The sequence below is a fragment of the Rhodococcus sp. IEGM1339 genome, from assembly GCF_050321925.1.
Classification (GTDB): Bacteria; Actinomycetota; Actinomycetes; order Mycobacteriales; family Mycobacteriaceae; genus Rhodococcus; species Rhodococcus pyridinivorans.
Genome location: NZ_JBNQFT010000002.1, coordinates 362801 through 388239 on the forward strand (window position 1 = coordinate 362801; position 25439 = coordinate 388239).

Annotated in this window: 24 protein-coding genes and 1 pseudogene; 18 read left to right on the forward strand and 7 right to left on the reverse strand. The window is 68.0% G+C overall.

Annotated elements, in window-relative coordinates:
• Positions 1-18: 18 nt before the first annotated feature.
• Positions 19-675, reverse strand: coding sequence for a trehalase-like domain-containing protein (locus ACQR3U_RS04445; protein WP_428692115.1), 657 nt, complete (start codon positions 673-675; stop codon positions 19-21).
• Between the two features lie 313 nt (positions 676-988).
• Between ACQR3U_RS04445 and ACQR3U_RS04450 the strand changes: the two genes are divergently transcribed.
• From ACQR3U_RS04450 to ACQR3U_RS04505, 12 genes are all read left to right on the forward strand, one after another.
• Positions 989-1903, forward strand: a complete 915-nt coding sequence (locus ACQR3U_RS04450; protein ID WP_230809782.1) for an alpha/beta hydrolase — start codon at positions 989-991, stop codon at positions 1901-1903.
• Between the two features lie 97 nt (positions 1904-2000).
• Positions 2001-3647 carry a Na+/H+ antiporter gene (locus ACQR3U_RS04455; RefSeq protein ID WP_230809783.1) on the forward strand — a complete coding sequence of 549 codons (1647 nt, stop codon included), beginning with the start codon at positions 2001-2003 and terminating at the stop codon, positions 3645-3647.
• A 32-nt stretch (positions 3648-3679) separates the two neighbouring features.
• Positions 3680-5194 (forward strand): SulP family inorganic anion transporter, encoded by a 1515-nt coding sequence (locus ACQR3U_RS04460; protein ID WP_230809784.1) that lies wholly within the window; start codon positions 3680-3682, stop codon positions 5192-5194.
• Positions 5195-5268: 74 nt separating this feature from the next.
• Positions 5269-6483: a sensor histidine kinase gene (locus ACQR3U_RS04465; protein WP_230809785.1), complete on the forward strand. Its 1215-nt coding sequence runs from the start codon at positions 5269-5271 to the stop codon at positions 6481-6483.
• Positions 6484-6514: 31 nt separating this feature from the next.
• Positions 6515-7297, forward strand: a complete 783-nt coding sequence (locus ACQR3U_RS04470) for a LytR/AlgR family response regulator transcription factor (RefSeq protein ID WP_230809786.1) — start codon at positions 6515-6517, stop codon at positions 7295-7297.
• Complete coding sequence (locus tag ACQR3U_RS04475) at positions 7294-7668, forward strand: hypothetical protein (protein WP_033096946.1); 375 nt, start codon at positions 7294-7296, stop codon at positions 7666-7668. Before ACQR3U_RS04470 ends, ACQR3U_RS04475 begins: the two co-directional genes overlap by 4 nt.
• 7 nt (positions 7669-7675) lie before the next feature.
• The gene (locus tag ACQR3U_RS04480; RefSeq protein WP_006551610.1) at positions 7676-9472 is read left to right on the forward strand and encodes a cation acetate symporter; all 1797 of its coding nucleotides are present in this window, start codon (positions 7676-7678) and stop codon (positions 9470-9472) included.
• Positions 9473-9596: 124 nt separating this feature from the next.
• On the forward strand, positions 9597-9962 hold the full coding sequence (locus tag ACQR3U_RS04485) for a DUF485 domain-containing protein (protein ID WP_060652036.1): 366 nt from the start codon (positions 9597-9599) through the stop codon (positions 9960-9962).
• Entirely contained in the window at positions 9959-11593 is a 1635-nt protein-coding gene (locus ACQR3U_RS04490) for a solute symporter family protein (protein WP_230809787.1), read from the forward strand. Before ACQR3U_RS04485 ends, ACQR3U_RS04490 begins: the two co-directional genes overlap by 4 nt.
• Before the next feature lie 96 nt (positions 11594-11689).
• On the forward strand, positions 11690-12127 hold the full coding sequence (locus tag ACQR3U_RS04495; RefSeq protein ID WP_230809788.1) for a type II toxin-antitoxin system Rv0910 family toxin: 438 nt from the start codon (positions 11690-11692) through the stop codon (positions 12125-12127).
• Positions 12128-12244: 117 nt separating this feature from the next.
• Positions 12245-13438, forward strand: coding sequence for a diacylglycerol/lipid kinase family protein (locus ACQR3U_RS04500; RefSeq protein ID WP_230809789.1), 1194 nt, complete (start codon positions 12245-12247; stop codon positions 13436-13438).
• Positions 13439-13454: 16 nt separating this feature from the next.
• Positions 13455-14285 (forward strand): class II glutamine amidotransferase, encoded by an 831-nt coding sequence (locus ACQR3U_RS04505; protein ID WP_230809790.1) that lies wholly within the window; start codon positions 13455-13457, stop codon positions 14283-14285.
• A 51-nt stretch (positions 14286-14336) separates the two neighbouring features.
• Here the strand turns inward: ACQR3U_RS04505 and ACQR3U_RS04510 are convergent.
• The 3 genes and pseudogenes from ACQR3U_RS04510 to ACQR3U_RS04520 all read right to left on the reverse strand — a co-directional run.
• Positions 14337-15407: pseudogene (locus ACQR3U_RS04510) on the reverse strand (hypothetical protein); the annotation flags it as partial.
• 14 nt (positions 15408-15421) lie between these two features.
• Entirely contained in the window at positions 15422-15787 is a 366-nt protein-coding gene (locus tag ACQR3U_RS04515; protein ID WP_230809791.1) for a hypothetical protein, read from the reverse strand.
• 75 nt (positions 15788-15862) lie between these two features.
• Positions 15863-16039, reverse strand: a complete 177-nt coding sequence (locus tag ACQR3U_RS04520) for an ANTAR domain-containing protein (RefSeq protein ID WP_269065283.1) — start codon at positions 16037-16039, stop codon at positions 15863-15865.
• A gap of 180 nt (positions 16040-16219) precedes the next feature.
• On the opposite strand from ACQR3U_RS04520, the gene ACQR3U_RS04525 reads away from it, so the two are divergent.
• The 6 genes from ACQR3U_RS04525 (at position 16220) to ACQR3U_RS04550 (ending at position 23173) form a co-directional block, all read left to right on the forward strand.
• Positions 16220-18610: an ATP-dependent DNA ligase gene (locus ACQR3U_RS04525; RefSeq protein ID WP_230809792.1), complete on the forward strand. Its 2391-nt coding sequence runs from the start codon at positions 16220-16222 to the stop codon at positions 18608-18610.
• Between the two features lie 43 nt (positions 18611-18653).
• Positions 18654-19331, forward strand: a complete 678-nt coding sequence (locus tag ACQR3U_RS04530; RefSeq protein ID WP_230809825.1) for a response regulator transcription factor — start codon at positions 18654-18656, stop codon at positions 19329-19331.
• On the forward strand, positions 19315-21558 hold the full coding sequence (locus ACQR3U_RS04535; RefSeq protein WP_230809793.1) for an ATP-binding protein: 2244 nt from the start codon (positions 19315-19317) through the stop codon (positions 21556-21558). Before ACQR3U_RS04530 ends, ACQR3U_RS04535 begins: the two co-directional genes overlap by 17 nt.
• 213 nt (positions 21559-21771) lie before the next feature.
• Positions 21772-21960, forward strand: coding sequence for a hypothetical protein (locus ACQR3U_RS04540; RefSeq protein WP_230809794.1), 189 nt, complete (start codon positions 21772-21774; stop codon positions 21958-21960).
• A complete protein-coding gene (locus tag ACQR3U_RS04545; RefSeq protein WP_230809795.1) occupies positions 21957-22832 on the forward strand; it encodes a hypothetical protein in 876 nt (291 codons plus the stop codon). The genes ACQR3U_RS04540 and ACQR3U_RS04545 overlap by 4 nt, the downstream gene beginning before the upstream one ends.
• Before the next feature lie 11 nt (positions 22833-22843).
• Positions 22844-23173, forward strand: a complete 330-nt coding sequence (locus ACQR3U_RS04550) for a YnfA family protein (protein ID WP_006551592.1) — start codon at positions 22844-22846, stop codon at positions 23171-23173.
• Here the strand turns inward: ACQR3U_RS04550 and ACQR3U_RS04555 are convergent.
• The 3 genes from ACQR3U_RS04555 to ACQR3U_RS04565 form a co-directional block, all read right to left on the reverse strand.
• Positions 23162-23623 carry a hypothetical protein gene (locus ACQR3U_RS04555; RefSeq protein ID WP_230809796.1) on the reverse strand — a complete coding sequence of 154 codons (462 nt, stop codon included), beginning with the start codon at positions 23621-23623 and terminating at the stop codon, positions 23162-23164. The genes ACQR3U_RS04550 and ACQR3U_RS04555 overlap by 12 nt on opposite strands.
• 94 nt (positions 23624-23717) lie before the next feature.
• Positions 23718-24338 carry an amidohydrolase family protein gene (locus ACQR3U_RS04560; RefSeq protein WP_230809797.1) on the reverse strand — a complete coding sequence of 207 codons (621 nt, stop codon included), beginning with the start codon at positions 24336-24338 and terminating at the stop codon, positions 23718-23720.
• Positions 24339-24393: 55 nt separating this feature from the next.
• Complete coding sequence (locus ACQR3U_RS04565) at positions 24394-25377, reverse strand: helix-turn-helix transcriptional regulator (RefSeq protein ID WP_230809798.1); 984 nt, start codon at positions 25375-25377, stop codon at positions 24394-24396.
• Between the last annotated feature and the right edge of the window lie 62 nt (positions 25378-25439).

Sequence of the window (25439 nt, forward strand, 5' to 3'; positions counted from 1 at the left end):
CCTCCGGTCGATCGGCGATCAGTACTTCTCGATGAGGGTCAGTGCAGCCGTCATGAGTGCGAGATGGCTCAGTCCCTGGGGGAGATTGCCGAGGAAGATGCCGTCCTCGGCAATCATCTCCGAGTACAGGCCCGGGCGAACACCTTCGCGTCGGCGCCCTGATCGCGCACCACGCGGAGCAACCAGCTCATCGCGGCGTGCACCTCCTCGCGATCGCCGAGACGGATCAGCGCGTGCAGGGTGTAGGCGGCGTCGCGCACCCAGGCGAAACGGTAGTCCCAGTTCTTCTCGCCGTCCGGGCTTTCCGGAACGGACGAAGCCGCCGCCGATCGAGCGGCGGGCGAGCTCACCCCAGGGCAACCGCCCGGCGACACCCGTGTGGATCGAATCGGTCACCCGGACCCGGCCGTGTGAGGTGGTGAAGACGGTGCTCAGCACGTTCGTACCCGTCACGTATGCGCGTTCTACGGTGAACTCGGCGACAGGCTGCAACTCGACGGAACCGCCCGCCGGTGCATCGAGCAGTCGTGCGAAGACCGGGTGCGAATCGAGGAGCGGAACCGGATACCAGTCCACCGAACCGTCCTCGGCGACGAGGGCGACGGTGTCACCGTCACCCAGCGCGGCATAGGTGCGCAGGTCCGCATAGCCGTCGTCGTCGCGGGCTGGGATCACACGCACTCCTCGCTGGGGCCGGGTACACGGCGGTCGATCGGTTGCATACCCCGGCTGCGTCGGGGCAAACGACCTGCCGGTCTCGCTGCGAGATCGGGTGTGCGGGCGCGTCGTGGAAGCAGGAGGGGCGGGGCGAACGGCATCCGGCAGGGTGGCCGAAGAAGAAGACGTGGCCGCCGCGTATCGGGATTCGTTGTGCCACAGCGAATTTTTCACATCTTCTCGACATTGTGCAGGTAAGGGCGTGCAGCTATCGTGCGCCGTATACGTGGTGCAGACATCACCCGTCGTGCGACGACGAAGGGATCGGACGATGACCGCAGCGGCCTATGCCGAGTTCCTGCCCGAGAACTACCGATCGGCCTGTCGAGAACCGGAGTCCACCTGGTGGGACTGGCGCGGTCGCCGCGTCCACATCGCCCGCAACCCTCGCCCCGATGCTCCGGTGCGCGTGATGGGAATCCACGGCGCGGGCGGCCATTCCGCGGCGCTCTGGTCGTTCGCCTCGCTGGCCGCGGACGACGACGTGGACATCCTCTTCCCCGACATGCCCGTCTACGGACGGACCGTCGAACCCCGTCCCTCGCAGGTCCGGTACTGCGATTGGATCGACCTGCTCTGCGACCTCGTCGCAGCCGAACGCGTCGACGATCCCCGGCCGCTGGTCCTCTTCGGCGCGAGTATGGGCGGGATGATGGCCTACGAGGTCGCGGCTCGCACCGGGCAGGTGGCCGCGGTGATCGCGACCTGCCTCCTGGACCCCGGCGATGCCGAAGCCCGGGCGGCTGCAGCCCGATGGGGCTTCGCCGGAAGGATGGCACCCTCGGTTCTGCCGCCCGTGGCCCGGGTGGCGGGTGATCTCCGGTTGCCGATCAGATGGCTCGTGCGGATGAACCGGATGAGCAACGACCGTGACCTCACACGCATGTGCGAGTCCGATTCTCTCGGGGGAGGGGTCCGGATCCCGCTGGGATTTCTGGCCGACTGGTTCACCTACCCGCACACCGCACCCGAGGACTTCACCGCAGTCCCGGTGACGCTCGTGCATCCCGCCGCGGACCGCTGGACCCCACCGGAAACCAGCCTGCGGTTCCTCGACCGCATCTCCGGGCCGAGGCAGGCCGTCCTGCTCGAGAACTGCGGGCACTGGCCGATCGAGGAGCCCGGCCTCACTCGGCTGATCGCCGCGACGCGCGCCGTCATCGCAGGGGTGGCCGAACAGGCGTAACCACGGAGCCGGCACCCGGACGCGGGTTCCCTTCGGGCGGCCGCCGGCTGTGTCACCATCACACCGTGAACCGGACACCTGGCACGGTGCCGTCGCGATGAACGGCGCGTGGATCCTGCTGGTCGTCATCGCCGGGATCGCGGTGACGGCCGTCGCGTCGCGACGCGACCTGCAGGCTCCGCTCGTGCTCGTCACCGTCGGAGCACTGGTGTCGTTCGCACCGGGTCTGCCGCGGCTCGAACTGGATCCGGACATCATCCTCGGGGTCGTCCTGCCGCCGCTGCTGTATTCGTCGGCCCTGCGGTTCTCGGTTCCCACCTTCCGGCAGTACCTGCCGTCGATCCTGCGGCTCGGCATCTACACCGTGCTCGTCACGGCGTTCGTCGTGGCGTGGACGGCGTCCGCGATGATGGCGACGCTGACCTTCGGTGCGGCGCTCGCTCTCGGCGCGGTCGTCGCACCGACCGACGCGGTCAGCGCCGTCGCCGTGGGGCAACGGCTCGGACTGCCGAAACGGGTCATCGCGGTGCTGACCGGGGAAGGTCTGGTCAACGACGCCACCGCCCTGACCCTGTTCACCGTTGCGATCTCGGCCGTCACCGGCACACACATCCTCGCTGATTCGCCGGTACTGTTCTTCCTCTACGAGGTCGCGGGCGGGGTCGCTGTCGGTCTGGCGCTCGCGTATATCGTCCACCTGATCCGCGCCCGGATGTACGACTCGCCGCTCGAGACCGTGCTGGGGCTGGTGCTGCCGTTCGCGGCCTATCTCGCCGCCGAGGAGGTCCACGCCTCGGGAGTGCTCGCCGTCGTCGCCGCCGGACTGTTCCTCGGGCACCGCGCCACCGAGGTCTCGGTGAGCACGCGGCTGCAGGAACGCGCGGTGTGGAAGAGCGTCGACGTGGTGCTCGAGACCTTCGTCTTCGCCTATATGGGTCTGCAATTCCGGTTCGTCCTCGACGACGTCCGCGACAGCGGTACCGACCTGCATGTCGCGTTGCTGGGCGCGGTCGTGATCCTGCTCGTCGTCATGATCGTGCGACCCGCATGGGGTCTGCTGCACTGGGGGCGACGCGCGCTCGTGCGGCGCGCCGGATCCGAACGCCTCGGACGCGACCAACTGAATTTCCGGGAACATGTCGTGGTGTCGTGGGCGGGCATGCGTGGGGTCGTCACCCTCGCCGCAGCCGGTGGGGTGCCCGTGGTGATCGCATCGGGTGCTGCCTTCCCCGGCCGCGAGATGATCCAGATCTCCGCGCTGGTCGTCGCCATCGGCACACTCCTCATCCAGGGCGCGACGATGCCGTGGCTCATCCGCAGACTCGCCGTCACCGACCCCTACGAGCGGCTGCGGACCGAGGAACAGATGACCGTGGCCCGCAGGATCTCGGCCGAGTCGAGCGACCGGGTTCTCACCGAACTCGCCGCGCAGCCGCCCGACGGTGTGGATCCGGAGATCTACGACAGGCTGCTGGCCAAAGCACGCACGTCGCTGCGGTCGCGGCAGGAGGCAGAGACCGTTGAGGACGCGGCTGCAGACGCGGGAGCGCGACTTGCCGCGCTGTTCGACGACATCCGGCGAGCGTCCCTGCGGGCGCGACGACAGGATCTCATCGACGCACGTGATCGCGGGGAACTCGACGACGAGATTCTCCGCGACGTGCTGGAGAGTCTCGATGTCGACGAGGCAGCCGTCGAGGAACGCATCCGCCGCCGCCGTCAGGACGGCAGTGCACAACAGTAGGACGACAGCGCGCAACGGTAGACTTTCCGCAAGTGAACACCCCGCACGGCCCGGAACAGGTGCCGCACGATCCCCGCACCGACGTCTCCGTCCGCTTCGCTCTCCGGTCACCTGCTCGGCTGAAGACCGAACTCCTGGCCGGCCTGGTCGTGGCGCTCGCCCTGATCCCGGAAGCCATCGCCTTCTCCGTGATCGCCGGCGTCGACCCCCGGGTCGGGTTGTTCGCCTCGGTGACCATGGCCATCACCATCGCGATCGTCGGGGGACGGCCCGCGATGATCTCGGCAGCGACCGCGGCGGTGGCGCTCGTGATCGCTCCGGTGTCCGAGCAGTACGGTGTGGACCATCTCATCGCGACCGTGATCCTCGGCGGCATCTTCCAGGTGCTGCTCAGCTTCCTCGGCGTCGCCAAGCTCATGCGTTTCGTGCCGCGCAGCGTCATGGTCGGCTTCGTCAACTCGCTCGCGATCCTCGTCTTCGTCGCCCAGATCCCGCACCTCGTGGACGTGCCGTGGATGGTCTATCCGCTGGTGGCGGCAGGTCTGCTGGTGCTGGTGTTCCTCCCGAAGATCACCGAGGCCGTGCCGGCTCCGCTCGTCACGATCGTGCTTCTCACCGCCGTGACCGTGGCCTTCTCGCTGAACGTGCCGGATGTCGCGGACCAGGGTGAACTTCCCGAGAGCCTGCCCTCGCTCTTCTTCCCGGACGTGCCGCTGACCTTCGAGACCCTCCGGATCCTCGCGCCGTATGCGCTCGCGATGGCCCTCGTCGGCCTGATGGAATCGCTGATGACGGCCAAGCTCGTCGACGACATCACCGACACCCGGTCGGACAAGACCCGCGAGGGCTGGGGCCAGGGCGTCGCCAACATCGTGACCGGATTCTTCGGTGGCATGGGCGGCTGCGCCGTCGTCGGCCAAACCATGATGAACGTCAAGGTCTCCGGGGCACGGACCCGTCTGTCCACCCTGGCGGCCGGCGTGTTCCTGCTGATCCTCGTGGTCGCGCTCGGCGACATCGTCGGTCTGGTTCCGATGGCCGCCCTCGTCGCCGTGATGATCATGGTGTCGATCGCGACGGTCGACTGGCACAGCGTCCACCCGCGGACGCTGCGGTTGATGCCGCTCAGCGAGACCGTCGTCATGGTCGTCACCGTCGTGGCCACGGTGAGCACCGGCAACCTCGCGATCGGGGTGTCGCTCGGAGTGCTCACCGCGATGGTGCTGTTCGCCCGCCGGGTCGCGCACATGACCACGGTCGAGAGGACCCTCACGAGCGACGACACGTGCACCTACCGGGTCACGGGGGAACTGTTCTGGGCGTCGAGCAACGATCTCGTCTTCCAGTTCGACTACATCGGCGACCCGGAGAACGTCGTCGTCGACCTCACCGCCGCCGACATCTGGGACGCGTCCACCGTCGCGACCTTCGATGCGATCCAGCAGAAGTACGCGGCCAAAGGCAAGACGGTCACCATCGTCGGACTGGACGGCGCGAGCCTAGAACGCCTCCACCGGTTGTCCGGCCGACTCGGTGGGGAGAACTGACTGCGCCTCCCGGGAGCAGGCTGCCGTTGTCGAGGCGCAACTCGACGGCGATCGATTCGACGTAACGTGAGCGCATGATCGCGATCGAGCTCGCCGCGGTGGTACTGCTCCTGGTGCTGGTCGTGGTCTCGGTGGTGCTGTGGACCCGGCGGGTGGTCACCACACCCGCCGAACGCGCGGTCCACGCGACCCTGCACACGGCGTCCCTCGCGGCGCGCCCCCTGCGCGCCGGGCTCGACGCGTCGTCCGCGAAGGAGGCCGCTCCGCACCTGCGGATGCTGCTGGCCGAAGCGCGCGCGGTGGCGCTGCTGGACGAGAACGGCGCCCTGCTCGCCTGGGACGGCCCGTTCGAGGAACTGACGGACGCGATGATCACCGCCGCGGGCCGTGCCGTCGCCGACAAGCGTCGCGTGCTCGTCGGGCACCACGACCTGCGACGAGACCACGGCGACCTCGCGGCCCGCGCACTGATCGCCCAGCCGCTCGTCGTGGAGGACATGGGTGTGGCGGGGGTGTTCGGCGTCGTGACGACCGTCGAACCCGGCCCGGCGCTGCTCGGCGCGATCACCGAGGTGGCGCGGTACGCGTGCAGTCAGATCGAGCTGGCCGAACTCGATGCCTCCCGTGCCCGGCTCGACCGCGCGGAGGTCCGCGCGCTGCGCGCCCAGATCAGTCCGCACTTCATCTACAACGCGCTCAACACTGTGGCGTCGTTCGTCCGGACCGACCCGGACCGGGCCCGCGAACTGCTGCTGGATTTCGCCGACTTCACCCGCTACTCGTTCCGCGCGGCCGGTGAGTACACCCTGCTCGCCGACGAACTGCGCAACATCGACCGGTACCTGACGCTCGAACGTGCCCGCTTCGGCAATGCCCTCGAGGTGCGCCTGCAGATCGCGCCCGAGGTGCTCAACGTGACGCTGCCCTTCCTCGCTCTGCAGCCGCTCGTCGAGAACGCCGTGCGGCACGGGATCGCGGGCAAGGAAACTCGCACGGGCACGATCACCATCACCGCGGCGGACGAGGGCGCCGACTGCGTCATCAGCGTCGAGGACGACGGGATCGGCATGGACCCGGAGCTGCTGCGATCGGGCACGCTCGACGCGATCGCCGAGAGCGAGCACGGCAGCGGTGTCCGCGAGTCCGCGCACGTGGGCCTCGCCAACGTCGACGACCGGCTGCGTGCGGCCTTCGGTAACGACTACGGCCTCGTCGTCGAGACCGCGCCGGGGGCCGGCACCCGGGTGAGTATGCGCGTGCCGAAGTTCAGGGCGGGTATCAGGCCGTGAGGAACACCGGGCATGGCACGATGGATTCGCCGTGAACGAGATCACAGACAACCTGACCGTGCTGGCGGTCGACGACGAACCGCCCGCCCTCGACGAGCTGGCCTACCTGCTGCGCGCGCAGGAGGAGATCGGCGTCGTCCACACCGCGGGAGACGCGACGACCGCTCTGCGCGTGCTGCGCGACGGAGGCGTCGACGCGGTTTTCCTCGACATCAACATGCCCGGACTCGACGGGCTGGAACTCGCAGGCATCCTGCGCAATTTCGCGGTGTCCCCGGCCGTGGTGTTCGTGACCGCGCACGACGATCGCGCGGTCTCGGCGTTCGACCTCGGCGCCGTCGATTACGTCCTCAAGCCGCTGCGGGAGGAACGACTCGCCGAAGCGGTCCGGCGGATCGCCGAACGCAGCCGACCCGCGGCGCAGGCCGCATCCGACACCGGCCAGAGCGACGACGTGATCCCGGTCGAGCTCGGGGGTGTCACCACGCTCGTGCCGCGCTCGTCGGTCCACTGGGTCGAAGCCGAGGGCGACTACGCGCGACTGCACACCGCGACCGGTTCGCACCTGGTGCGGATCCCGATATCGACGCTCGAGAGCCGCTGGGCCGATGCCGGCTTCCTGCGCGTGCACCGCTCCTTTCTCGTGGCGCTGCCGCTCGTCACCGGTATCCGCAGTGTGGGTTCGGGTCTCGTCGTGTGCCTGCGCAGCGACAGCAACTCCCCGCCCGTCGAACTGCCGGTCAGCCGCCGGCACACGCGGGAACTCAAGGACCGGCTCATCCGCGGTCCGATGCAGTCGTGGACGTCGCGATGAGCACCACCGGCGGATCGCCCCCGCAGCGGCAGCGTGTTGTCCTCGCCGAACGGCGCGGGGCGCGCATGGTCCGCACCCGGGTCGAGGTGCAGCAACAGACCGAGGTGGGCGACGCGATGGTCCGCGGGCTGGTCCGGGCACAGCTCGGGCTCGCCCTGCGGGTCGCGCTGTTCACCGTGTGCCTGCTGGGCAGCATTCCGGTGCTGTTCCATGTCGCTCCCGGTCTCGCCGTGGTGACGGTCCTCGGGATCCGCCTGCCGTGGGTGTTGCTCGGTGTGGTCGGTTATCCGATCCTGCTCGGTATCGCGTGGGTGTATCTGCGCCTCGCCGAACGCAACGAGCAGGATTTCACCGACCTCACCGACGATTGACGACCCCGTGAGCGGATCGATTCCCGTCGTCACCGTCGTCGGTCTCGTCGCCGCGGCGATCGCCACCGTCGCGATCGGTGTGTACGGCGTGCGGATGGCGCGCACCACCTCGGACTTCCTCGTCGCCTCCCGCAGCGTCGGGCCACGCTGGAACGCCGCAGCCATCTCCGGTGAATACCTCTCGGCGGCATCCTTTCTCGGGGTGGCCGGGCTCGTCGCGAAGTTCGGTGCCGATGCCCTGTGGTATCCCGTCGGTTTCACGGCGGGCTATCTGGGTCTGCTGCTGTTCGTCGCTGCGCCGCTGCGACGTTCGGGTGCCTACACCGTCCCGGACTTCGCGGAGTTCCGGCTGGGGGAGAAGTGGCTGCGCACGCTGTCGATGATGGTCGTGGCGATCATCTGCATCCTGTATCTGGTGCCGCAGTTCCAGGGCGCGGGACTCACGCTCAACATCCTTCTGGGAGTGCCCGACTGGGTGGGCGTCGCCGTGGTCGGGGTGATTGTCGTGGCCAACGTGGTCGGCGGTGGGATGCGCTCGATCACGTTCGTGCAGGCCTTCCAGTACTGGCTCAAGCTCACCGCGGTCGCCCTGCCCGCACTGGTCCTCACGTTGCACTTCGTCGGCGACCACCGGGCCGTCGACGAACCCGTGCCGCCCACCGTCGCGGAGATCACGACCGTCGACGTGACGATCGACGTGGTCGTGCAGGTCGCCGAGCCGTTGCCGGTCGTGGTGACCGGGGAGATCGACGGCCGATCGGTCGCAGGTGACTTCGAACTCGAGCCGGGAGAGCACGTCCTCGGGGCAGGCACCGAACTCGTCCTCGATGCCGGTTCTCCGGTGCCGGTGGTGGCCGGTGCGCCGACCGACAACGACAGCTGGGCGTCGCCGGGGGCCGGATTGGGGGCGAGCAGCGAACATCCGTTGTTCCAGGTCTACTCGCTGATGCTTGCGACCTTCCTCGGAACCATGGGTCTGCCGCACGTGCTGGTGCGCTTCTACACGAACCCGGACGGTCGCGCGGCGCGCATGACGTCCTTTGCCGTGATCGGGCTGCTCGGGCTGTTCTATCTGTTCCCGACGCTGCTCGGAGTGTTCGCGCGCCTGTACGTCCCGCAGTTGCTCATCACGGGACGGTCGGACGCCGCGGTGCTCTTGCTGCCGGGATCGGTGCTGTCCGGCTGGGGAGGGCAGTTGCTCGCGGCCCTCGTAGCCTCGGGCGCGATCGCGGCCTTCCTGTCGACCTCCTCCGGGTTGCTGGTCAGTGTCGCGGGCGTGCTGTCCACGGACGTGCTGCGCGGACGGGTGCGCGACTTCCGGATCGCCGCGGTGCTCGCGGGCGTGGTGCCGCTCGTGCTGGCGCTGTCGGTGACCTCGCTCGACCTGTCGCGTTCGGTGGGACAGGTCTTCGCGATCGCTGCGTCGACGCTGTGTCCGCTGCTGGTCCTGGGGATCTGGTGGCGCGGCCTCACCGCGATCGGTGCCGCGGCAGGGATGGTCGTCGGTGGTCTCGTTGCGGGGGGCGCCGCCCTGGCCACCGTGCTGCTGCCGATCGATCCGTCGGTGGCCGCAGGGTGGCCGACGGTGCTCTCTGCCTATCCGGCGGCGTTGAGCGTGCCGCTTGCGTTCGTCACGATGATCGCGGTGAGCGTGCTGACGCGTCGGCAGATCCCTCGCGACGTGGGCCGGACGTTCTCTCGCATGCACGTGCCCGAGCGGCTCGGCATGGGCCGCGACCGCGAACTCGGTGCGTTCGGCGACCGTGGACGGGGACCCGGGGAGAGGCGCCGTTCGTCGCCGTGATGCGACCGTTCGTCGCACGAGCGCACCCCTCGTCGTTCCGCCCGTTCCGGACTCTGTCCGTGTGACTGCCGTCTCATTAACGTTGTGATCATCCTCACCTCACACGACTACCAAGGAGTCGGCAGTGACCACAGCACCACTCAGCGAGAGTGGCGTACCCCAGCAGCGGCGGATACCGACGCCGCAGGAGTTCGTCACGATGCAGGAGAGCCCGGAGTTCCAGGAACTGCGCAGCCGTCTGCGCCGTTTCGTGTTCCCGGTGACGGCGTTCTTCCTGGCCTGGTACGCCCTGTACGTCCTGCTGGCGACCTACGCCGACGAGTTCATGGCGACGAAGGTCATCGGCAACGTCAACGTCGGGCTGATCCTGGGTCTCGGTCAGTTCGTCACGACCTTCGTGATCACCGCCGTGTACGTGAAGTTCGCCGGCCGTGAGCTGGATCCGCGTTCCGCCGCGATCCGCGAGGAACTGGAAGGGCCGCAGCAGTGACCGTTCTTGCGCAGGGTGGGACCGACGTCGGTAACCCGATCCTCAACATCGCCATCTTCGTCGCGTTCGTCGTCGTCACGATGGGCCTGGTCATCAAGGCCAGCCGCACGACGAAGAAGGCTTCCGACTTCTACACCGGCGGCGGCCAGTTCTCCGGCCCGCAGAACGGTTTCGCCATCGCAGGTGACTATCTGTCGGCCGCGTCGTTCCTCGGTATCGCCGGGGCGATCGCCGTCTACGGTTACGACGGCTTCCTGTACTCGATCGGCTTCCTGGTCGCATGGCTCGTCGCCCTGCTGCTCGTCGCCGAACTGCTCCGCAACACGGGCCGGTTCACGATGGCCGACGTGCTGAGTTTCCGGCTCAAGGAACGTCCCGTGCGTATGGCGGCGGCGCTCTCGACCCTCGCGGTGTCGCTGTTCTACCTGCTCGCGCAGATGGCCGGCGCCGGCGGACTGGTGGCGCTGCTGCTCGACATCGAGGGCAAGGTCGGCCAGGGCATCGTCGTCGCGGTCGTCGGTGTGCTCATGATCGTGTACGTGCTCATCGGCGGCATGAAGGGCACGACCTACGTGCAGATGGTCAAGGCCGTGCTGCTCATCGCCGGCGCAGGCTTGATGTTCGTGCTCGTTCTGTTCGCCGTGCGCGGCAACTTCTCGCAGCTGCTCGCCGACGCGCAGGCGATGGTGTCGAGCTCGTCGAACGAAGCGGTTGCGCAGCGTGACGTGCTCGCCCCTGGCGCCAAGTACGGCATCAGCAACATGTCGCAGATCGACTTCCTCTCGCTCGGCCTCGCGCTGGTTTTGGGTACCGCGGGTCTCCCGCACGTGCTGATGCGCTTCTACACCGTGCCCACCGCCAAGGAAGCTCGTCGCTCGGTCACCTGGGCCATCGCGCTCATCGGCGCCTTCTACCTGTTCACCCTGGTCCTCGGTTACGGTGCCGCGAAGATGGTCGGCCCCGACGCGATCCTCGGTGCTCCCGGCAAGGAGAACGCGGCGGCCCCGCTGCTGGCCTTCGAACTCGGCGGAACGCTGTTCCTTGCGATCATCTCGGCGGTCGCCTTCGCCACGATCCTCGCGGTCGTCGCCGGCCTGGCGATCACCGCCTCGGCGTCCTTCGCGCACGACATCTACGCCAGCGTCATCAAGCGTGGCAACGCCACGGAGGACGAACAGGTTCGGGTCTCGCGGATCACGGTCGTCGTGATCGGTCTGGTGTCGATCGTCCTCGGCATCCTCGCCATGGGGCAGAACATCGCCTTCCTCGTGGCGCTGGCCTTCGCGGTCGCCGCCTCGGCGAACCTGCCCACCCTGCTGTACTCGCTGTTCTGGCGAAAGTTCAACACGACCGGCGCCCTGTTCAGCATCTACGGTGGTCTGATCAGCTGCCTCGTGCTCATCGTGTTCTCCCCGGCGGTGTCCGGTGCACCCTCGGCGATGTTCCCGAACGTGGACTTCTCCTGGTTCCCTCTGTCGAACCCGGGCATCGTGTCCATCCCGCTCGCGTTCGTCCTCGGGATCGTCGGCACCTTCGTCGGACGCCGCAAGCAGGAGGACCGGTACAAGCAGGCGGAGATGGAGGTCCGCTCGCTCACCGGTGTCGGTGTGGAGAAGGCCGTCTCCCACTGATCCTTCGTGCCGCAGTGGCCCGCTCCCGATCGGGGGCGGGCCACCGCCGTGTCTCCGGTCCCCGTCCCGGGAACCGAGCGTCTACTGTTGCGGCTCATGGCGAAACTCGAAGTGTCCAACGATCTTCCGCTCGATCCACAGGCTGCCTGGGAGCACGCTTCCCGCCTCGAGTCGTTCGGGGAGTGGCTGAGCATCCACGACGGCTGGCGCAGCGACCTTCCCGACGCCCTTGCCGAGGGCACCACGCTGCAGTCGGTGGTGTCGGTCAAGGGCATGCGCAACCGCGTCACGTGGACCATCGTCGAGCTGGACGCGCCGCACCACGTGGTGTTGAAGGGGACCGGCAAGGGAGGCACGAAGTTCTCCCTGCGACTCGCCGTCGCAGCTCGCGGGGACGGTTCGACGCTGTCGATGAAGATCGACCTCGGCGGTGCGCCCCTGTTCGGTCCGATCGGATCGGGGGTTGCGCGCGCCCTGCACGGCGACCTGCAGTCGTCGCTCGACACCTTCGCACGCCGCTACGGCGGGAACTGACGCCTCTGGACACGTCCCCGGGAAAGGCGTAGACCCGTAAGGACAACCGCGGCCCGCCCGCGGATCGGATCCGTCGCCGAGTGCTCGGTACTCGACGCGAATGCGAGGTCGACGCCCATGTCCGAGGATCACGACCCGGGTAGCGGCGGGCATGCCGCCGAATCGCGGTGGTGGGCGTGGGCGGCCTGTCTCGCCGTGACCGCGGCGATCGTGGTGCCGCTCGCGGAGGCGGGTCTGCGTGGCGTCGTCGCACTGCTGCTGGTCGCGGTGGCGGTCGCGTGTGGGCGCCGCGCTCTACGACATGCTCGACCGGCGCCGCAGCCGGTCTTTCCGGCCGTACCCGTTCGGCATCCCTTCTTCGTCATGAATCCACGCTCCGGCGGCGGCAAGGTCGTCCGTTTCGATCTGCAGCGCAAAGCCGAGGAACTCGGGGCTGAAGTGGTGTTGTTGAGTGGACCGCAGCAACTCGATGTCACCGAACTGGCGGAGAGGGCCGTCGAGCGCGGGGCGGACCTGCTCGGTGTTGCGGGTGGCGACGGAACCCAGGCTCTGGTCGCGGCGGTCGCAGCAGAACATCGACTTCCGTTCGTGGTGATCAGCGCCGGAACCCGGAACCATTTCGCTCTCGATCTCGGGCTGGACCGGGAAGATCCCGCGGCGGGTCTCGACGCCCTCCGTGACGGGGTCGAACTGCGCGTCGATCTCGGCCGGATCAACGGGTGGCCGTTCGTCAACAATGCGTCCTTCGGTGTCTACGCGGAGGTGGTCCGGAGTCCGCAGTACCGTGCCGACAAGACGGCGACGGTGCTGCAGATGCTGCCCGATCTGCTCGGTGAGCAGGGTAGGCCGGGCCTGCGGGCGCACATCGACACCGAGACCGTCGAGGGACCTCAGGCGGTGTTGGTCAGCAACGGTCCGTACGCCTTCGACGACCTGGCAGGAATGGGCCGACGGCCCCGCCTGGACAGCGGCCGGCTCGGTGTCGTCGCGATCTCGGTCTCGAACGCACGCCAGGCGGTCGGCCTGTTCCGCCGCACCCACGACCGAGGACTGTTGCAGCGCACGGCGACAGAAGTGGTAGTCGATGCGGACGTACCGGAAATTCCGGTCGGAGTCGACGGCGAGTCGGTGATGCTGTCGACACCGGTACGATGCACGATCTCCACCGGAGCGCTACGAGTTCGTGTTCCCCGCAACCGTCCGGGAGTGCGTGTGCCCCCCGCGCCTCGATTCCGCCCGATTGCGGAAGATATTGTGGCCGAATTGAACTCTTCGGATCTCACATTCCGGCGTATCCCACGACTTCAATGAAGGGATGTGCAGATGGATGGCGTATACCGGTGATCCCGTCCTGATGGACGACCTGCTCTTCCGGCCGGTGCACTCCCTGATCGACCAGAGCCTGCATTCCAAGATGGGCGCAACTACCACGAACGGGGACGGCTTCGGCATCGGCTGGTACGGAGAAGGCCCGAGGCCGGCATTGTTCAAGTGCATCGAACCCGCCTGGAACGAGAGCAACCTCCGCGAGCTCGCCACGCAGATCCGTACGCCGTTGATGTTCGCGCATGTCCGCGCCTCGACGGGAACTCCGGTGCAGCGCACCAATTGCCACCCCTTCCGCTACGACAACAGGTTGTGGATGCACAACGGGGCGGTGCACGGATTCCACCTCATGAAACGGGACCTGGCGATGGCCGTAGATCCGGGTCTCTACGACGCGATCCGGGGATCGACGGATTCCGAGATGCTGTTCTACCTCGCGCTCACCTTCGGCCTCGCCGACGACCCGTTCACCGGCGTGGCGAAGGCCGTCGGTTTCGTGGAGGACATCGGAGCACTCATGGGCATCGAGAATCCCATGCAGGGAACGATCGCCACCACCGACGGCAGCTGCGTCTGGGTGTTCCGGTATTCGACGGAGCGGAAGACACGCTCGTTGTTCTACTCGGCCGACATCAAGGCGATACGGGCGCAGCATCCTGAAGTGGAAGTGCTGTACCAGCTGGGGGACGACACCCGCTTCGTGGTGTCCGAACCCCTCCGCGATCTCGAAGGGGCTTGGCTGGAGGTTCCCGAGTCGAGCGCGGGTGTCGTTCGGGGGAGCGATCAGGAGTTCCGGCCGTTCGCGCCGATCTCACCCGTGCGCTCGATGTGATCACGACGAATTCCCCGCTACAGACGTCGCTCCCGCCGAATGCGGCAACGATCAGGTCGTCGGTTGGTTCCCAGGGTTGCGCGCGGGCCTGATCACCAGTTCCAGAGCGAGCAGTGCCAGTACCGCACCCAGCACGATGAGCGTGACCACGAGTCCGGTGGGATAACGCCAGAACATCACGAGCAGTGCGGCCGCTCCGATGACGACCGCCCGGATCGCGACGCGGGCACGGAAGGCCGCTTCTTCGAACGCATTCGGCGGGCGGGGCCGACGTAGCCGCTGGACGGCATCGAGGCCGCGGCCGAACCCGCGACGGACCGTCAGGGCGGAGGACGAGCCACCGGTGAGGTAGGCACCGAGAGCGATCACCAGTCCGAGTACCGCGACCGCCCGAAGGCTGGTCCGCAGCGGCATCAGCACGGCATCGATGATGGCTGCTGCCGCCTCCGGCGATAGGACGTCGGGCGGGACATCGTCGAGATACAGCGATCGAGCGATGATGAGCGCGACCGCCAGAACGAACATTCCTACGACCAGTGCGAGGCCGACGAAGGCGAGTGCGCGTAGGCGACGGCCCGGCGGCGCGACGGCGACTGCGCCGGCAGCAGCGGCGAGAGTGATCCAGGGCAGCACATCCGAAACGTTGTCGAGAGTGTTCACCGCCCGCTGCGCCCGGACCAGTTCCGGTGATCGGAACAGGACCAACTGCTTGTCGACACTCGGGATCTTCTCGGCGAACGTGAAACCGCGGTCGAGAAGACGTCCCTTCACGTTGTCGATCACCGTGCCGAGCGAGATGCTCACCGTGCCCGAATCGTCGACCGTCACCGACGATGGTCCGACGTTCCCGGTCACGACCGCGACCAATGCGTTGTGGGCGCCGCGGTGGGCCTGGATCCACAGGTCCTCGAACTGCTCGCTCTGCACGAGCGACAACACCGTCTCGTTGACGAAGTTTCGTGCCTGCCCCGTGATCACCGGTGCCAGTCCCTCGACGGCGCGGTCGACGCGCGGCGCGTTCTCCGTGGCCGGAACGGCATCGGTGAGAGCAACGAGAGCGTCGGTCGTCAGTCCTGCGACGTCGACGCGCGTGAAGATCTCGTCGGTAACGGAATTCGCGATCTACTGGCAGTACGTTATATGTCGGAATCCGGCTCCGGGTCCTGTGATCTCCCGGGCTCCTCGTCGACGTCGTTTCCCGAGGCTTCCGCATCGACCTCGTCGTTCGCGCCGGGAGAATCGATTTCCCCCGAAGCGTGAGAATCGACGCCTTCAGGATCGTCCTTCCCGTGTACTCCGTTTCCTTCGGGAAGAGACACGGGGAGTTCGGCCGAATACGGTGCACGCGGTGGGGCGATCTCGTCGAGACGTTCGTTGATCGCATGGGCGATCAGATCGTGCTGCAGACAGGGAAGCGGCAACAATCCGTTCAGATACGCCTCGATCTCGACCCTTCCCACTTCGCCCCCAAGGGCGAAGTAGCGCAGCCACAACTCCTCCACACCCAGTCCGGCGTCACGGAGCGCAGCGAGGAATCTGTGACGGTGTCCCCGTCGGGGAGAAAGTGCATTGCGACCTCAAACTGTTTCGTTGTAGGTCGACGCGACTATCTCCGCTGCCAACTCCTGTACGGTGATGCGCCGCTGTGTAGACAATTCGAGCAATCGCTGCACAGCACGATCGGCATCGATGTTCTCGCGCAGCATCACGATTCCTTTGGCAGTAGCGATCAGGTCCGGTCGCGCAGGGCCCATGCATCGGGAGTCGGATCATGCGACTCCGTCATATCCCACCTCCTGCCCGAACGCACCCTCGTGCATCTTCCGATGCCTCGACGCTACCCGCTCCCGAGCATCGACGTTCGTGGACGTACCATCCCGACCGCTCGGTGCGACATCCCACCGGAACGTGCCCGGATTGGCAGAATCCGGAGTATGCCGACCCGGACGATCGATGGTCACCGCATCACCCTGACCAACCTCGACAAGGTGCTGTATCCGAGCACCGGGACGACGAAGGGCGAGGTCGTCGAGTACTACGAAGCCGTCGCCGAGGCGATGCTTCCCCACGTCGTCGGCCGGGCAGCGACCCGTAATCGGTGGCCGAACGGTGTCGGCGAACAGTCCTTCTTCGAGAAGAACCTCCCCGACCACGCACCGGCCTGGCTCGACCGTCGCACCCTGCATCACAAGGACCGGCGGGTCACCTACCCGCTGTTCGATTCCGCCGCCGGGCTCGTCTGGCTCGGGCAACAGGCAGCCCTCGAACTCCACGTGCACCAGTGGCGTTTCGACGGAGAGAAGGCCGGACCCGCGACCCGCATCGTCTTCGACCTCGACCCGGGGCCCGGCGTGGGCCTGGCCGAGTGCGGGGAGGTCGCGCGCCACGTGCGCGACACCGTCGCCGAACTCGGGTGGTCGGCCTATCCGGTCACCAGCGGCAGCAAGGGCATCCACCTGTACGTCCCGCTCGATCGGATGCTGTCGTCGTCGGGGGCGTCGAAGGTCGCGAAGCAGGTCGCGCGCAATCTCGAGACCACCCTTCCCGACCTGGTGACCGCGACGATGGCGAAATCGGCGCGCGAGGGCAAGGTCTTCGTCGACTGGAGCCAGAACAACAGTTCCAAGACGACGGTCGCGCCGTACTCGCTGCGCGGTCGCGACGAGCCGTGGGTGGCGGCGCCGCGCAGCTGGGACGAACTCGACGACCCCGACCTCGCGCAACTGCAGTTCCGGGAGGTCCTCGCCCGCATCGAGGAGTTCGGGGACCTGCTCGCCGGTCTCGACCCGCCCCTCGGCAAGGCTGTGTCCGGAGACAAGGCCGTGTCCGGAGACAAGGCCGGGTCCGGCGGCAAGACCGTGTCCGGCGGAGACGCCCTGGACACCTACCGCAGCAAGCGCGACGCGTCGCGCACCCCGGAACCGGTACCCGACCGCGTCCCCGACGACGGTCCCGGCAACAGGTTCGTCATCCAGGAGCACCACGCGCGTCGCCTGCACTACGACCTGAGGCTCGAACGCGACGGTGTGCTGGCGTCGTGGGCCGTACCGAAGAACCTGCCGGACACCTCGGGGCGCAACAATCTCGCGGTACGGACCGAGGACCACCCGATCGAGTACCTGACCTTCCACGGGACGATCCCGAAGGGCGAATACGGCGCCGGCAGCATGACCGTGTGGGACACCGGCACCTACGAGACCGAGAAGTGGCGGGACGACGAGGTGATCGTGCGGTTCCACGGCGACCGGATCGAGGGACGGTACGCGCTGATCCGCACCGAGAAGAACCAGTGGCTGGCGCACCGCATGAAGGACCAGTCGTCGCCGAGCACCGAGTCGTCCGATGCCGATCCGGCCTCCCTCGTCGGATCGTCGGGGTCCAAGGCCTTCCCGCGCGATCTCGCGCCCATGCTCGCGTCCTCCGGTGACGTCTCGGGTCTCGACGCCGAAGACTGGGCGTTCGAAGGCAAATGGGACGGATACCGCGCCATCGCGGAGATCGAGGACGGCACCGTCAGGCTCCGCAGCCGATCCGGTCGCGATGTCACCGGCGACTACCGGAAGCTCGTCGAACTCGCGACGATCCTCGACGGCCACCGGGCGGTGCTCGACGGGGAGATCGTCGCCGTCGACCGCTCCGGGGTGACGAGCTTCTCGATGCTGCAGCGGGGCGTGAACTACGAGTACCGCGTGTTCGACGTGCTGTATCTCGACGGGGTGTCGCTGCTGCGCAAGACCTACGACGATCGCCGACGGGTCCTCGAGGCGCTCGCCGCTGCCACGGACGGACTGATCGTCCCGGATCTGCTCTCGGGTGACGGCTCGAAGGCTCTCGCGCGCAGCCGCGCGAAGAACTGGGAGGGCGTGGTCGCCAAACGCCGGGACTCCGTGTATCTGCCGGGCAAGCGCGGCGCCGGATGGATCAAATCGAAGAACTGGCTCACCCAGACCGTCGTGATCGGCGGATACCGCCGTGGCAACGGCAACCGTGCCTCGACCTTCGGCTCCCTGCTGCTCGGCGTCTACGACGACGACGGTGAGTTCGTGTACGTCGGCAAGGTCGGCACCGGTTTCGACGACGAGACGCTCCTGTCGGTGGCGAAGGCTGTGAAAGGGCGCACGAGCCGCACGAACCCGTTCGCGAACGAAGTGCCGGCCGCCGAACGCCGCGATGCGGTGTGGTTGCGGCCCGAACTCGTGGGGGAGGTGCGGTTCGGAGGATGGACGGAAGGAGACCGGGTGCGGCACGCGAGCTGGCGTGGTCTGCGCGACGATGTGGACGCGTCGAGTGTGGTGCGAGAAGAGGAAACAGGCGCTGACTGCTAACGTTCGTTCGAAGTCGGGTGATCGGGCATTAGGGGAGGCATCAATAGCCGAGGGCTCGCATGGCGTCGTCCGTCGGATCGGTTTGGTCGAGGATCACGAGTCGGTCGCGCTCGGGTTCGCAGCGATGCTCGCCGATCAACCCGATCTCGAGCTCGCAGGTACTGCCACCACCGTCTCGGGTCTGCTCGAGCAGGTCACCGACCGCGACCTCGCCGTTCTCGACCTGCGCCTGTCCGACGGATCCTCCCCGAAGAGCAACGTCGAGCAGCTGCGCGCGGCGGGCCTCGAGACCCTGGTCTTCACCGGCGCCGAGAACCCGTATCTGCTGCGTTCGGCCGCCCGCGCCGGTGTACTCGGGGTGGTGCGGAAATCCGAGCCCGCGGCCGTGGTGATCGAGGCGATCCGCGTGGCCGCCGCCGGAGGGCAGGTCGCCAGCACCGAGTGGGCCGCGGCGATCGACGGTGATCCCGAACTCGACGATGTCGGCCTGAGTCCGCGACCGCTCGAAGTGCTCGAACTGTATGCGTCGGGGGAGAAGCTCGACCGGGTCGCCCGGCTGACGGGTCTCGCTCCGCAGACCGTCAACGACTACCTGCAGCGGATCCGCCAGAAGTACGCGGAGGCAGGTCGTCCCGCACCCACGAAGACGGATCTGTACAAACGTGCCGTCGAGGACGGGTGGCTGCCGATGCCCGAACGGTCGGATGTCCGCCGTCGCTGACGAGCCGGCCGGGGACACCGGGGAGAAGTCGCACGATCGCAGCACGGCGGCTGCCGACCGACTTCTCCGGATGTTCGCGCGATTCGTCGCGATCGGATATCTCTGCTACTTCGCGTTGCTCGTGCCGGAGATCCTCGAAGTGTCGGCACTCGTCGCGTGGTGGTGGACTCCCACCGCGGCCGTCCTCATGTTCGGATCCGGGGTCGCGCTCGGCTTCGCCTTGTTCCGCGGCACGGTGTGGATGCAGCGGACCGCGACCGTCAATGCGCTCGCCTACGTCGTGATGGTCGCATTGTGGTTCGTGGCGTGGAACGGGACGCAGATCCCGCAGGACCAGTCGTTGTGGTTCACCGCCTTTCCCGGCCTCGCGTCGCTCGCGGCGGCGGTCGCGTGGAGACCCGGGCGGGCGTTCGTCCACATGATCCTCGTGGTTCTGCTCGCGCAGTGCGCGAATCACCTCGCCCGCGACGCCCCCTTGGGATACTTCCTGGCACCCGACCTGGCGTTCGCGTTCGTCTTCTGCACGGTCTTCCTCGCGGCCGCGGTGGTGGGACTCGGCACCGGCCGCACCCTCGACGAGACCATCGCTGCCACCCAGGCCACGGCGGCCGCAGCGGCCGCAGCGGAAGCACGGAACGCCGAGCGCGCACGGTTCGATGCCCTGGTCCACGACCGCGTGATGTCCACCCTGCTGGCGGTGTCACGCAACGCACCCCGAGAGTCGCTCGTCGAGCAGGCCGAACGAGCGGTCGCCGAACTCGACGAGTTGCGGCGCGGCACCGATCGGGAGTCGGCGCTCGACGCCGCCGCGGTCGTGGCGCGGCTCCGATCGGCGGCGACCGAGGCCGACGAGGATGTCGTCTTCACCGGCCGTGTCGCCCCGGGATCCGGCGACGTTGCGTTCCCACCCGAACCCGCGCGCGCGACCGCCGCTGCCCTCGCCGAGGCGGTACGCAACAGCGTGCGGCATGCCGGAAAGGACGCGTCCCGCACGGTCGAGGTCGACGTGGCACCGAGATGGATCTCCGTGCAGGTCGTGGACGACGGCAGAGGCTTCGAACCCGAGGCCGTCGACCCGCACCGGCTCGGTCTGGAAGTGAGCATCCGAGGACGTATGCGCCGGGTGTCCGGGGGCCGGGCGGTCGTGCAGTCCGCTCCCGGCGCCGGGACCCCGGGTGTTGTTGTACTGGCGGGATCCGGCCGCATGAACACTGCGAACTCGACCGTCTCCGATCTGCTGCGGATGCACAGCAGGCCCGCGCGGGCCTTCGCCGTCCTGTACGCGGTGACCTGCGTGGTGCTCGCCCTGAACACCGCGCCCCATGCGGAGGTCCGCTGGCCCCTCGCGATCGCCGTGATCGTGTGTGTGGCCGCCGCCTACGCGCTCGTCGCAGTCGAGGGGGACCCACTACCGGTGCGACCCGCACTGGCGATGACGTTCTCGGGCGCGATCGCGTCGGCGTCGGTGCTGTGGGTGGTGCCCGCCGATCCGGCACCGCACCCCATCGAGTTGTGGCCGTTCGGGATGTCCACGACGATCCTCGTGTTCATGTGCGTGCGGGGACGCACGGCGTACGCCTGGTGCGGGATGCTCCTCATGCTCGTCGTCGCCGCGCTGTGGTCGCATCTCACGGGCCCCGGGATGGGCTACTGGCTCGGCCTGACGATCACGAGTGCGGGACCGGTGCTCATGGGCACCGTCTGCGCCTACACGATCCGCCCGCTCGCGCGGTCGATCTACCTGCTGCGCGCCCGGTCGATGCAGCGGATCGCGGCGGAGTCCGCGGCCGCCGCGGCTCTGGAGGAACGCGACGTCCGCCTCGGAAGCCTCGACGCGTCGGCGCGTCCGTTGCTCGAGCGGATCGTCTCGGGCGAACCCCTCGACGAGAACGAACGGATCGAGTGCGGACTCGTCGAGGCACGACTGCGCGACGGTCTGCGTGCGCCCGTACTCCAGGTACCCGAGGTCGACCGGGCCGCCGCTACGGCCCGCCGGCGCGGCGTCGAGATCGTTATGCTCGACGACCACGCCATGGACTCGGCATCTCCCGAGGTTCGGCGCGCCGTCTACCGGGAGGTGGTGGACGCGCTCGATTCGGTGAGAGAAGGGTCGGTGACCGTGCGTGTGTTGCCGCCGGCCCGCGCGGCGATGGTGACGATGCTCGTGAAGGGCGAGGATGTGCGCCGAATCGAGATCGGGCACGACGGCCGGCGCACCGGTAATTAGGCGAAACACCGATGCCCATATTTTCTTGGGCAGAGAAAAATCTGTCTGGGTAGTTGTCGGTTTCAACCGTTGAGTTGTAGGCACTCGAAACGGAGTTCGTCGGGGGACTCGGTTCGATCCCATGTATTCATCTCGGTAGGGACGCGCTACGACGACGATGCTCGAACATTCCCCGGCGCAGAAGCCTGCGACCTCGGGCCCGGATCGGTCCGTGTGGTCGTCCGCGACGACGGCCACGGATTCGACCCCGCCCAGATCGACCCCTACCGGATGGGCATTCGCGCGAGCATCCACGGACGCATGCGCGGCATGGCCGGGGGCGACTCGGAGATCACCTCGGGTCCCGCGGGCACGACGGTGACGCTGCACTGGTGCGATCCGGCCGAGCGTCGCGCGCCGTGACCGCCGAACCCACCCGCGACGTGCGCGACCTGCTGGGGATGCGCACCACGGCCGCACGTGCGCCGCTGCCGATGCCGGCGACGATCCTGCTCGCCGCCACCGGGACGGTCTCGTCGGCGCTCGTGTTCTCGGTGCTGCCGGTGCCGTCTCCGGGAGGCATCGCGACCTGGCCGCTCGGGATGTCCACGGTCGTCTTCACCTTCATGTGCGTGCGCGGTCGCACCCTCGCGGCGTGGATCGGGTTGGCCTGCATGATCGCGACCGCGACCTTCTGGACCTACGCCACCGGACAGGGGATCGGCCCCGGCCTGTCGCTGTCGCTCGTCAACGCCGCCCCGGTCCTCATGTCCACCTTCTTCGCCTTCACCCTGCGACCCCTCGCCGGATCCATCTACCTGCTGCGTGCGATGTCGTTGCAGCGCAGCGCCGAACAGGCGGCCTCGGCTGCAGCGCTCGAGGAACGCGACGCGCAGCTCGACCGGCTCGACTCCCTGGCCCGGCCCCTCCTCGAACGCATCGCGACCGGAGAGGTACTCGAGGCGGGGGAGCGACGCGCCGGTGTGCTGCTCGAAGCACGTCTGCGGGACGGGCTTCGAGCACCGGCCCTGCAGGATCCCCAGGTCGTCGAGGCGGCCGACGCCGCGCGCCGACGAGGCGTGGACGTGGTGATGCTCGACGATCACGGCCTGGACGGGGTGCCCCCCGACGAACAGGCCCGCCTCCGCCGTGCGGTCGCCGACGAACTCGACTCGGTGTCACACGGTTCCGTCACGGTGCGGGTCCTGCCCCCAGGACGCCGGGCCCTCGTGACGATCCTCGTGCGCGGGGACTCCGTGCGCCGCATCGAGCTCGGCAAGGCGTCGCAGGGTTAGAGTCACCTCTCGTGACCGTGCTGAAGTCGTTGCTGCTGTTCGCCGTTGCCGCCCTGTTCGAGATCGGTGGTGCGTGGCTGGTGTGGCAGGGCGTGCGCGAACACCGCGGCTGGATCTGGATGGGGCTGGGCGTGATCGCTCTCGGCGCTTACGGTTTCGTCGCCACACTCCAGCCCGACGCGAACTTCGGTCGCATCCTCGCCGCGTACGGCGGTGTGTTCGTGGCGGGTTCCCTGGTGTGGGGCATGGTGATGGACGGCTTCCGGCCGGACCGATGGGATGTCGCGGGCGCGCTGGTGTGCCTCGCCGGCGTCGCCATCATCATGTATTCACCCAGGTGACGGCACCACGACGCCGCCGACTGCGGGAGTCGAGTTGCACAGCGGTCCACTGCCGAGATTCACCGAACCGAAGACCGTCGCCACGACCTCGCCCGGACCGGTGTCGACCAGGGTCGACAGGTTCGGATACGTACCGACCAGATCGACGATGCCGGTGCGGCCGTTGTTGCGGTTGAGCCATGCGACGCTGACCTGCCCCGCTGCCGGGACCGGCCACAGGGCCTCCCGTGTGGAGAACAGGACGTGGCCACCGGGGATGCCCTCGTCCGGTCCGGGTTGCGCCGTGACCGAGGTGAACGACGCCAGGCTGCCCTGGTTGATGCAGCCGATGGTGATCGCCGTGCCCAGAGGCTGAGGGGGTGCAGCGGTGGCCACACCGGTGAATGCGATTGCGGCGGCGACGGGTGCCGCCAAGGCGAGAACTCGACGTGGAATTCGCAGTGCAGGCATGGTGCTGCTCCTCGGAAAGGGAAGGTCACGTCCGGGAGCCGACCGCAGCGAGGAATACCGCGGCGCGTCCCGCGCACCGATGACGTGCGTGAGTCTATCGAGACACCGAAGACCCAGGAGCGGTTTCGGTCTCGATCCGATACAGCTCGGAAGCATTGCGGCGCAGTACCGCGTCGGCGAGTTCGTCGCCGAGGACGTCCTCGACGAGGGTGATGTCGCTGTCCCGGAACGGTCGCGGTGCCCGTGTCGACGGCAGGTCGGTGCCGAACACGAGTGCACCGGGATTCACATCGGCAACGGCGCGCAGCGTGTCGGCCACAGGCAGGTCGACGCGTCCGAACCCTGTTGCCTTCACGTGGATACCGCTCTCCACCAGCCGCAACAGTGACGGCAAGCCGTCCTGCGGCAGTCCCAGGTGGTCGACGGAGACGGCGGGCAGTGCCGCGATCGTGGTGTGCAGCTCGGCCAGATCGCGCGAATCGATGTACAACTCGGCGTGCCAGCCGACGAAAGTGGGCCCGAGCCGGTCGAGCGCGTCGAGGAGATAGCCGTGGTCGAAAGCCTGGAACGACCCTGACACCACCGTGCCTCCGGTGACACCCAGATGCGCGACCCGCGCGAGATAGTCGTCGACGGTGAACGGTTCGGGCAGATAGCCGTCGTTCTCGACGAGCGGGAAACGCGGATCGATGATGTGCAGGTGGGCGTCGAACATCTCCCCACGATAGGAAGCCCGGTCCGAGCGGAACAGGGTTCGGATCAGCGGGAGTTCACTCGCGGCGGCGATGCGCGGTGTGACGGCGGAGGAGGGATTCGGCCAGTTCCGCCACGAGGTTCCGTGCCTCGGGTGGCCCGACGATCTCGATGTGCTCACCGAACTGCAGCAGTTGCCGCACACCGTCGATCGAGTCGTAGGCCACCGTGATCCGCGAGACGTCCGGTCGCGGCCCTGCGGTGCTCCCGCGCAGGCGGGCACCGAGGATGCGCCGGGCGAGATCGAGGCGGTTCGCCGCGAGATCGGCGGTGACGACGACGTCCTCGCGTCGTTCGAGTGCGTCGCCGAGTTCGCGTGCCAGCGCGGGCAGGGTGCGGCCGGGGGACAGGCGGCGCGGCCGGTCGAGCACTGTCCACGCACTCAGGCGGGTCAGTGCGAACAGTCGTGGTCGCCCCTCGTCGTCCGCCACGAGATACCAACGGCCGGCGCGGGAGAGCACACCGTAGGGATCGACGACGATCTCGCGTTCGCCGCGGTGCCCGCTCGACCGGTACGTGATGGCGAGTTGCCGTCCGCGCCGCAGGTCGCGGGTGAGGGCAGCGACGTCGGCCCGGTCCTCGGTGGCGAACCATCCCCGATTGTCGACGGTGACCACCTCGGTCAGTGGCAGCAGGTCGTTCTCGCGTGCGGTGGAGGGCGTGCGCCGGGCGCGTGCGGTGAGCTTGTGGACGGCGTCCCGCGCGGCGGCGTCGACACCGAGTTGGCGGGCCCGGCCCATGTCGACACCCAGGGCGCGCACGACATCCACCTCGGACGCGTTGAGCCGGTTCAGGTCGGTCTGCCGGCCGGGGAGCATCACGATGCCGCCGTATCTGCCGCGTTCGGCGACCACCGGAAGGTCCGCAGCAGCAAGCGTTTCCACATCGCGCAACACGGTGCGCTCGGAGACGCCGAACTCCTCCGCGAGTTCGGCGGCCGTGACCCGGCTGCGGGCCCGCAGGACGACCAGCATGCTCAGCAACCGCTGCGGCCGGTTCATCGGATGCGCGATCTCCTTTCGAAAACACGACAGGAACTGTCGGGTTTCAGTGTCACGGTAGT

Excerpts from the sequence above, each read along its gene's own strand:
- ACQR3U_RS04450 (WP_230809782.1), top strand. The coding sequence starts at position 989 with ATGACCGCAGCGGCCTATGCCGAGTTCCTGCCCGAGAACTACCGATCG.
- ACQR3U_RS04455 (WP_230809783.1), top strand. The coding sequence starts at position 2,001 with ATGAACGGCGCGTGGATCCTGCTGGTCGTCATCGCCGGGATCGCGGTG.
- ACQR3U_RS04465 (WP_230809785.1), top strand. The coding sequence starts at position 5,269 with ATGATCGCGATCGAGCTCGCCGCGGTGGTACTGCTCCTGGTGCTGGTC.
- ACQR3U_RS04475 (WP_033096946.1), top strand. The coding sequence starts at position 7,294 with ATGAGCACCACCGGCGGATCGCCCCCGCAGCGGCAGCGTGTTGTCCTC.
- ACQR3U_RS04495 (WP_230809788.1), top strand. The coding sequence starts at position 11,690 with ATGGCGAAACTCGAAGTGTCCAACGATCTTCCGCTCGATCCACAGGCT.
- ACQR3U_RS04500 (WP_230809789.1), top strand. The coding sequence starts at position 12,245 with ATGTCCGAGGATCACGACCCGGGTAGCGGCGGGCATGCCGCCGAATCG.
- ACQR3U_RS04505 (WP_230809790.1), top strand. The coding sequence starts at position 13,455 with ATGGCGTATACCGGTGATCCCGTCCTGATGGACGACCTGCTCTTCCGG.
- ACQR3U_RS04520 (WP_269065283.1), bottom strand. The coding sequence starts at position 16,039 with ATGGGCCCTGCGCGACCGGACCTGATCGCTACTGCCAAAGGAATCGTG.
- ACQR3U_RS04525 (WP_230809792.1), top strand. The coding sequence starts at position 16,220 with ATGCCGACCCGGACGATCGATGGTCACCGCATCACCCTGACCAACCTC.
- ACQR3U_RS04535 (WP_230809793.1), top strand. The coding sequence starts at position 19,315 with ATGTCCGCCGTCGCTGACGAGCCGGCCGGGGACACCGGGGAGAAGTCG.
- ACQR3U_RS04555 (WP_230809796.1), bottom strand. The coding sequence starts at position 23,623 with ATGCCTGCACTGCGAATTCCACGTCGAGTTCTCGCCTTGGCGGCACCC.
- ACQR3U_RS04560 (WP_230809797.1), bottom strand. The coding sequence starts at position 24,338 with ATGTTCGACGCCCACCTGCACATCATCGATCCGCGTTTCCCGCTCGTC.
- ACQR3U_RS04565 (WP_230809798.1), bottom strand. The coding sequence starts at position 25,377 with ATGAACCGGCCGCAGCGGTTGCTGAGCATGCTGGTCGTCCTGCGGGCC.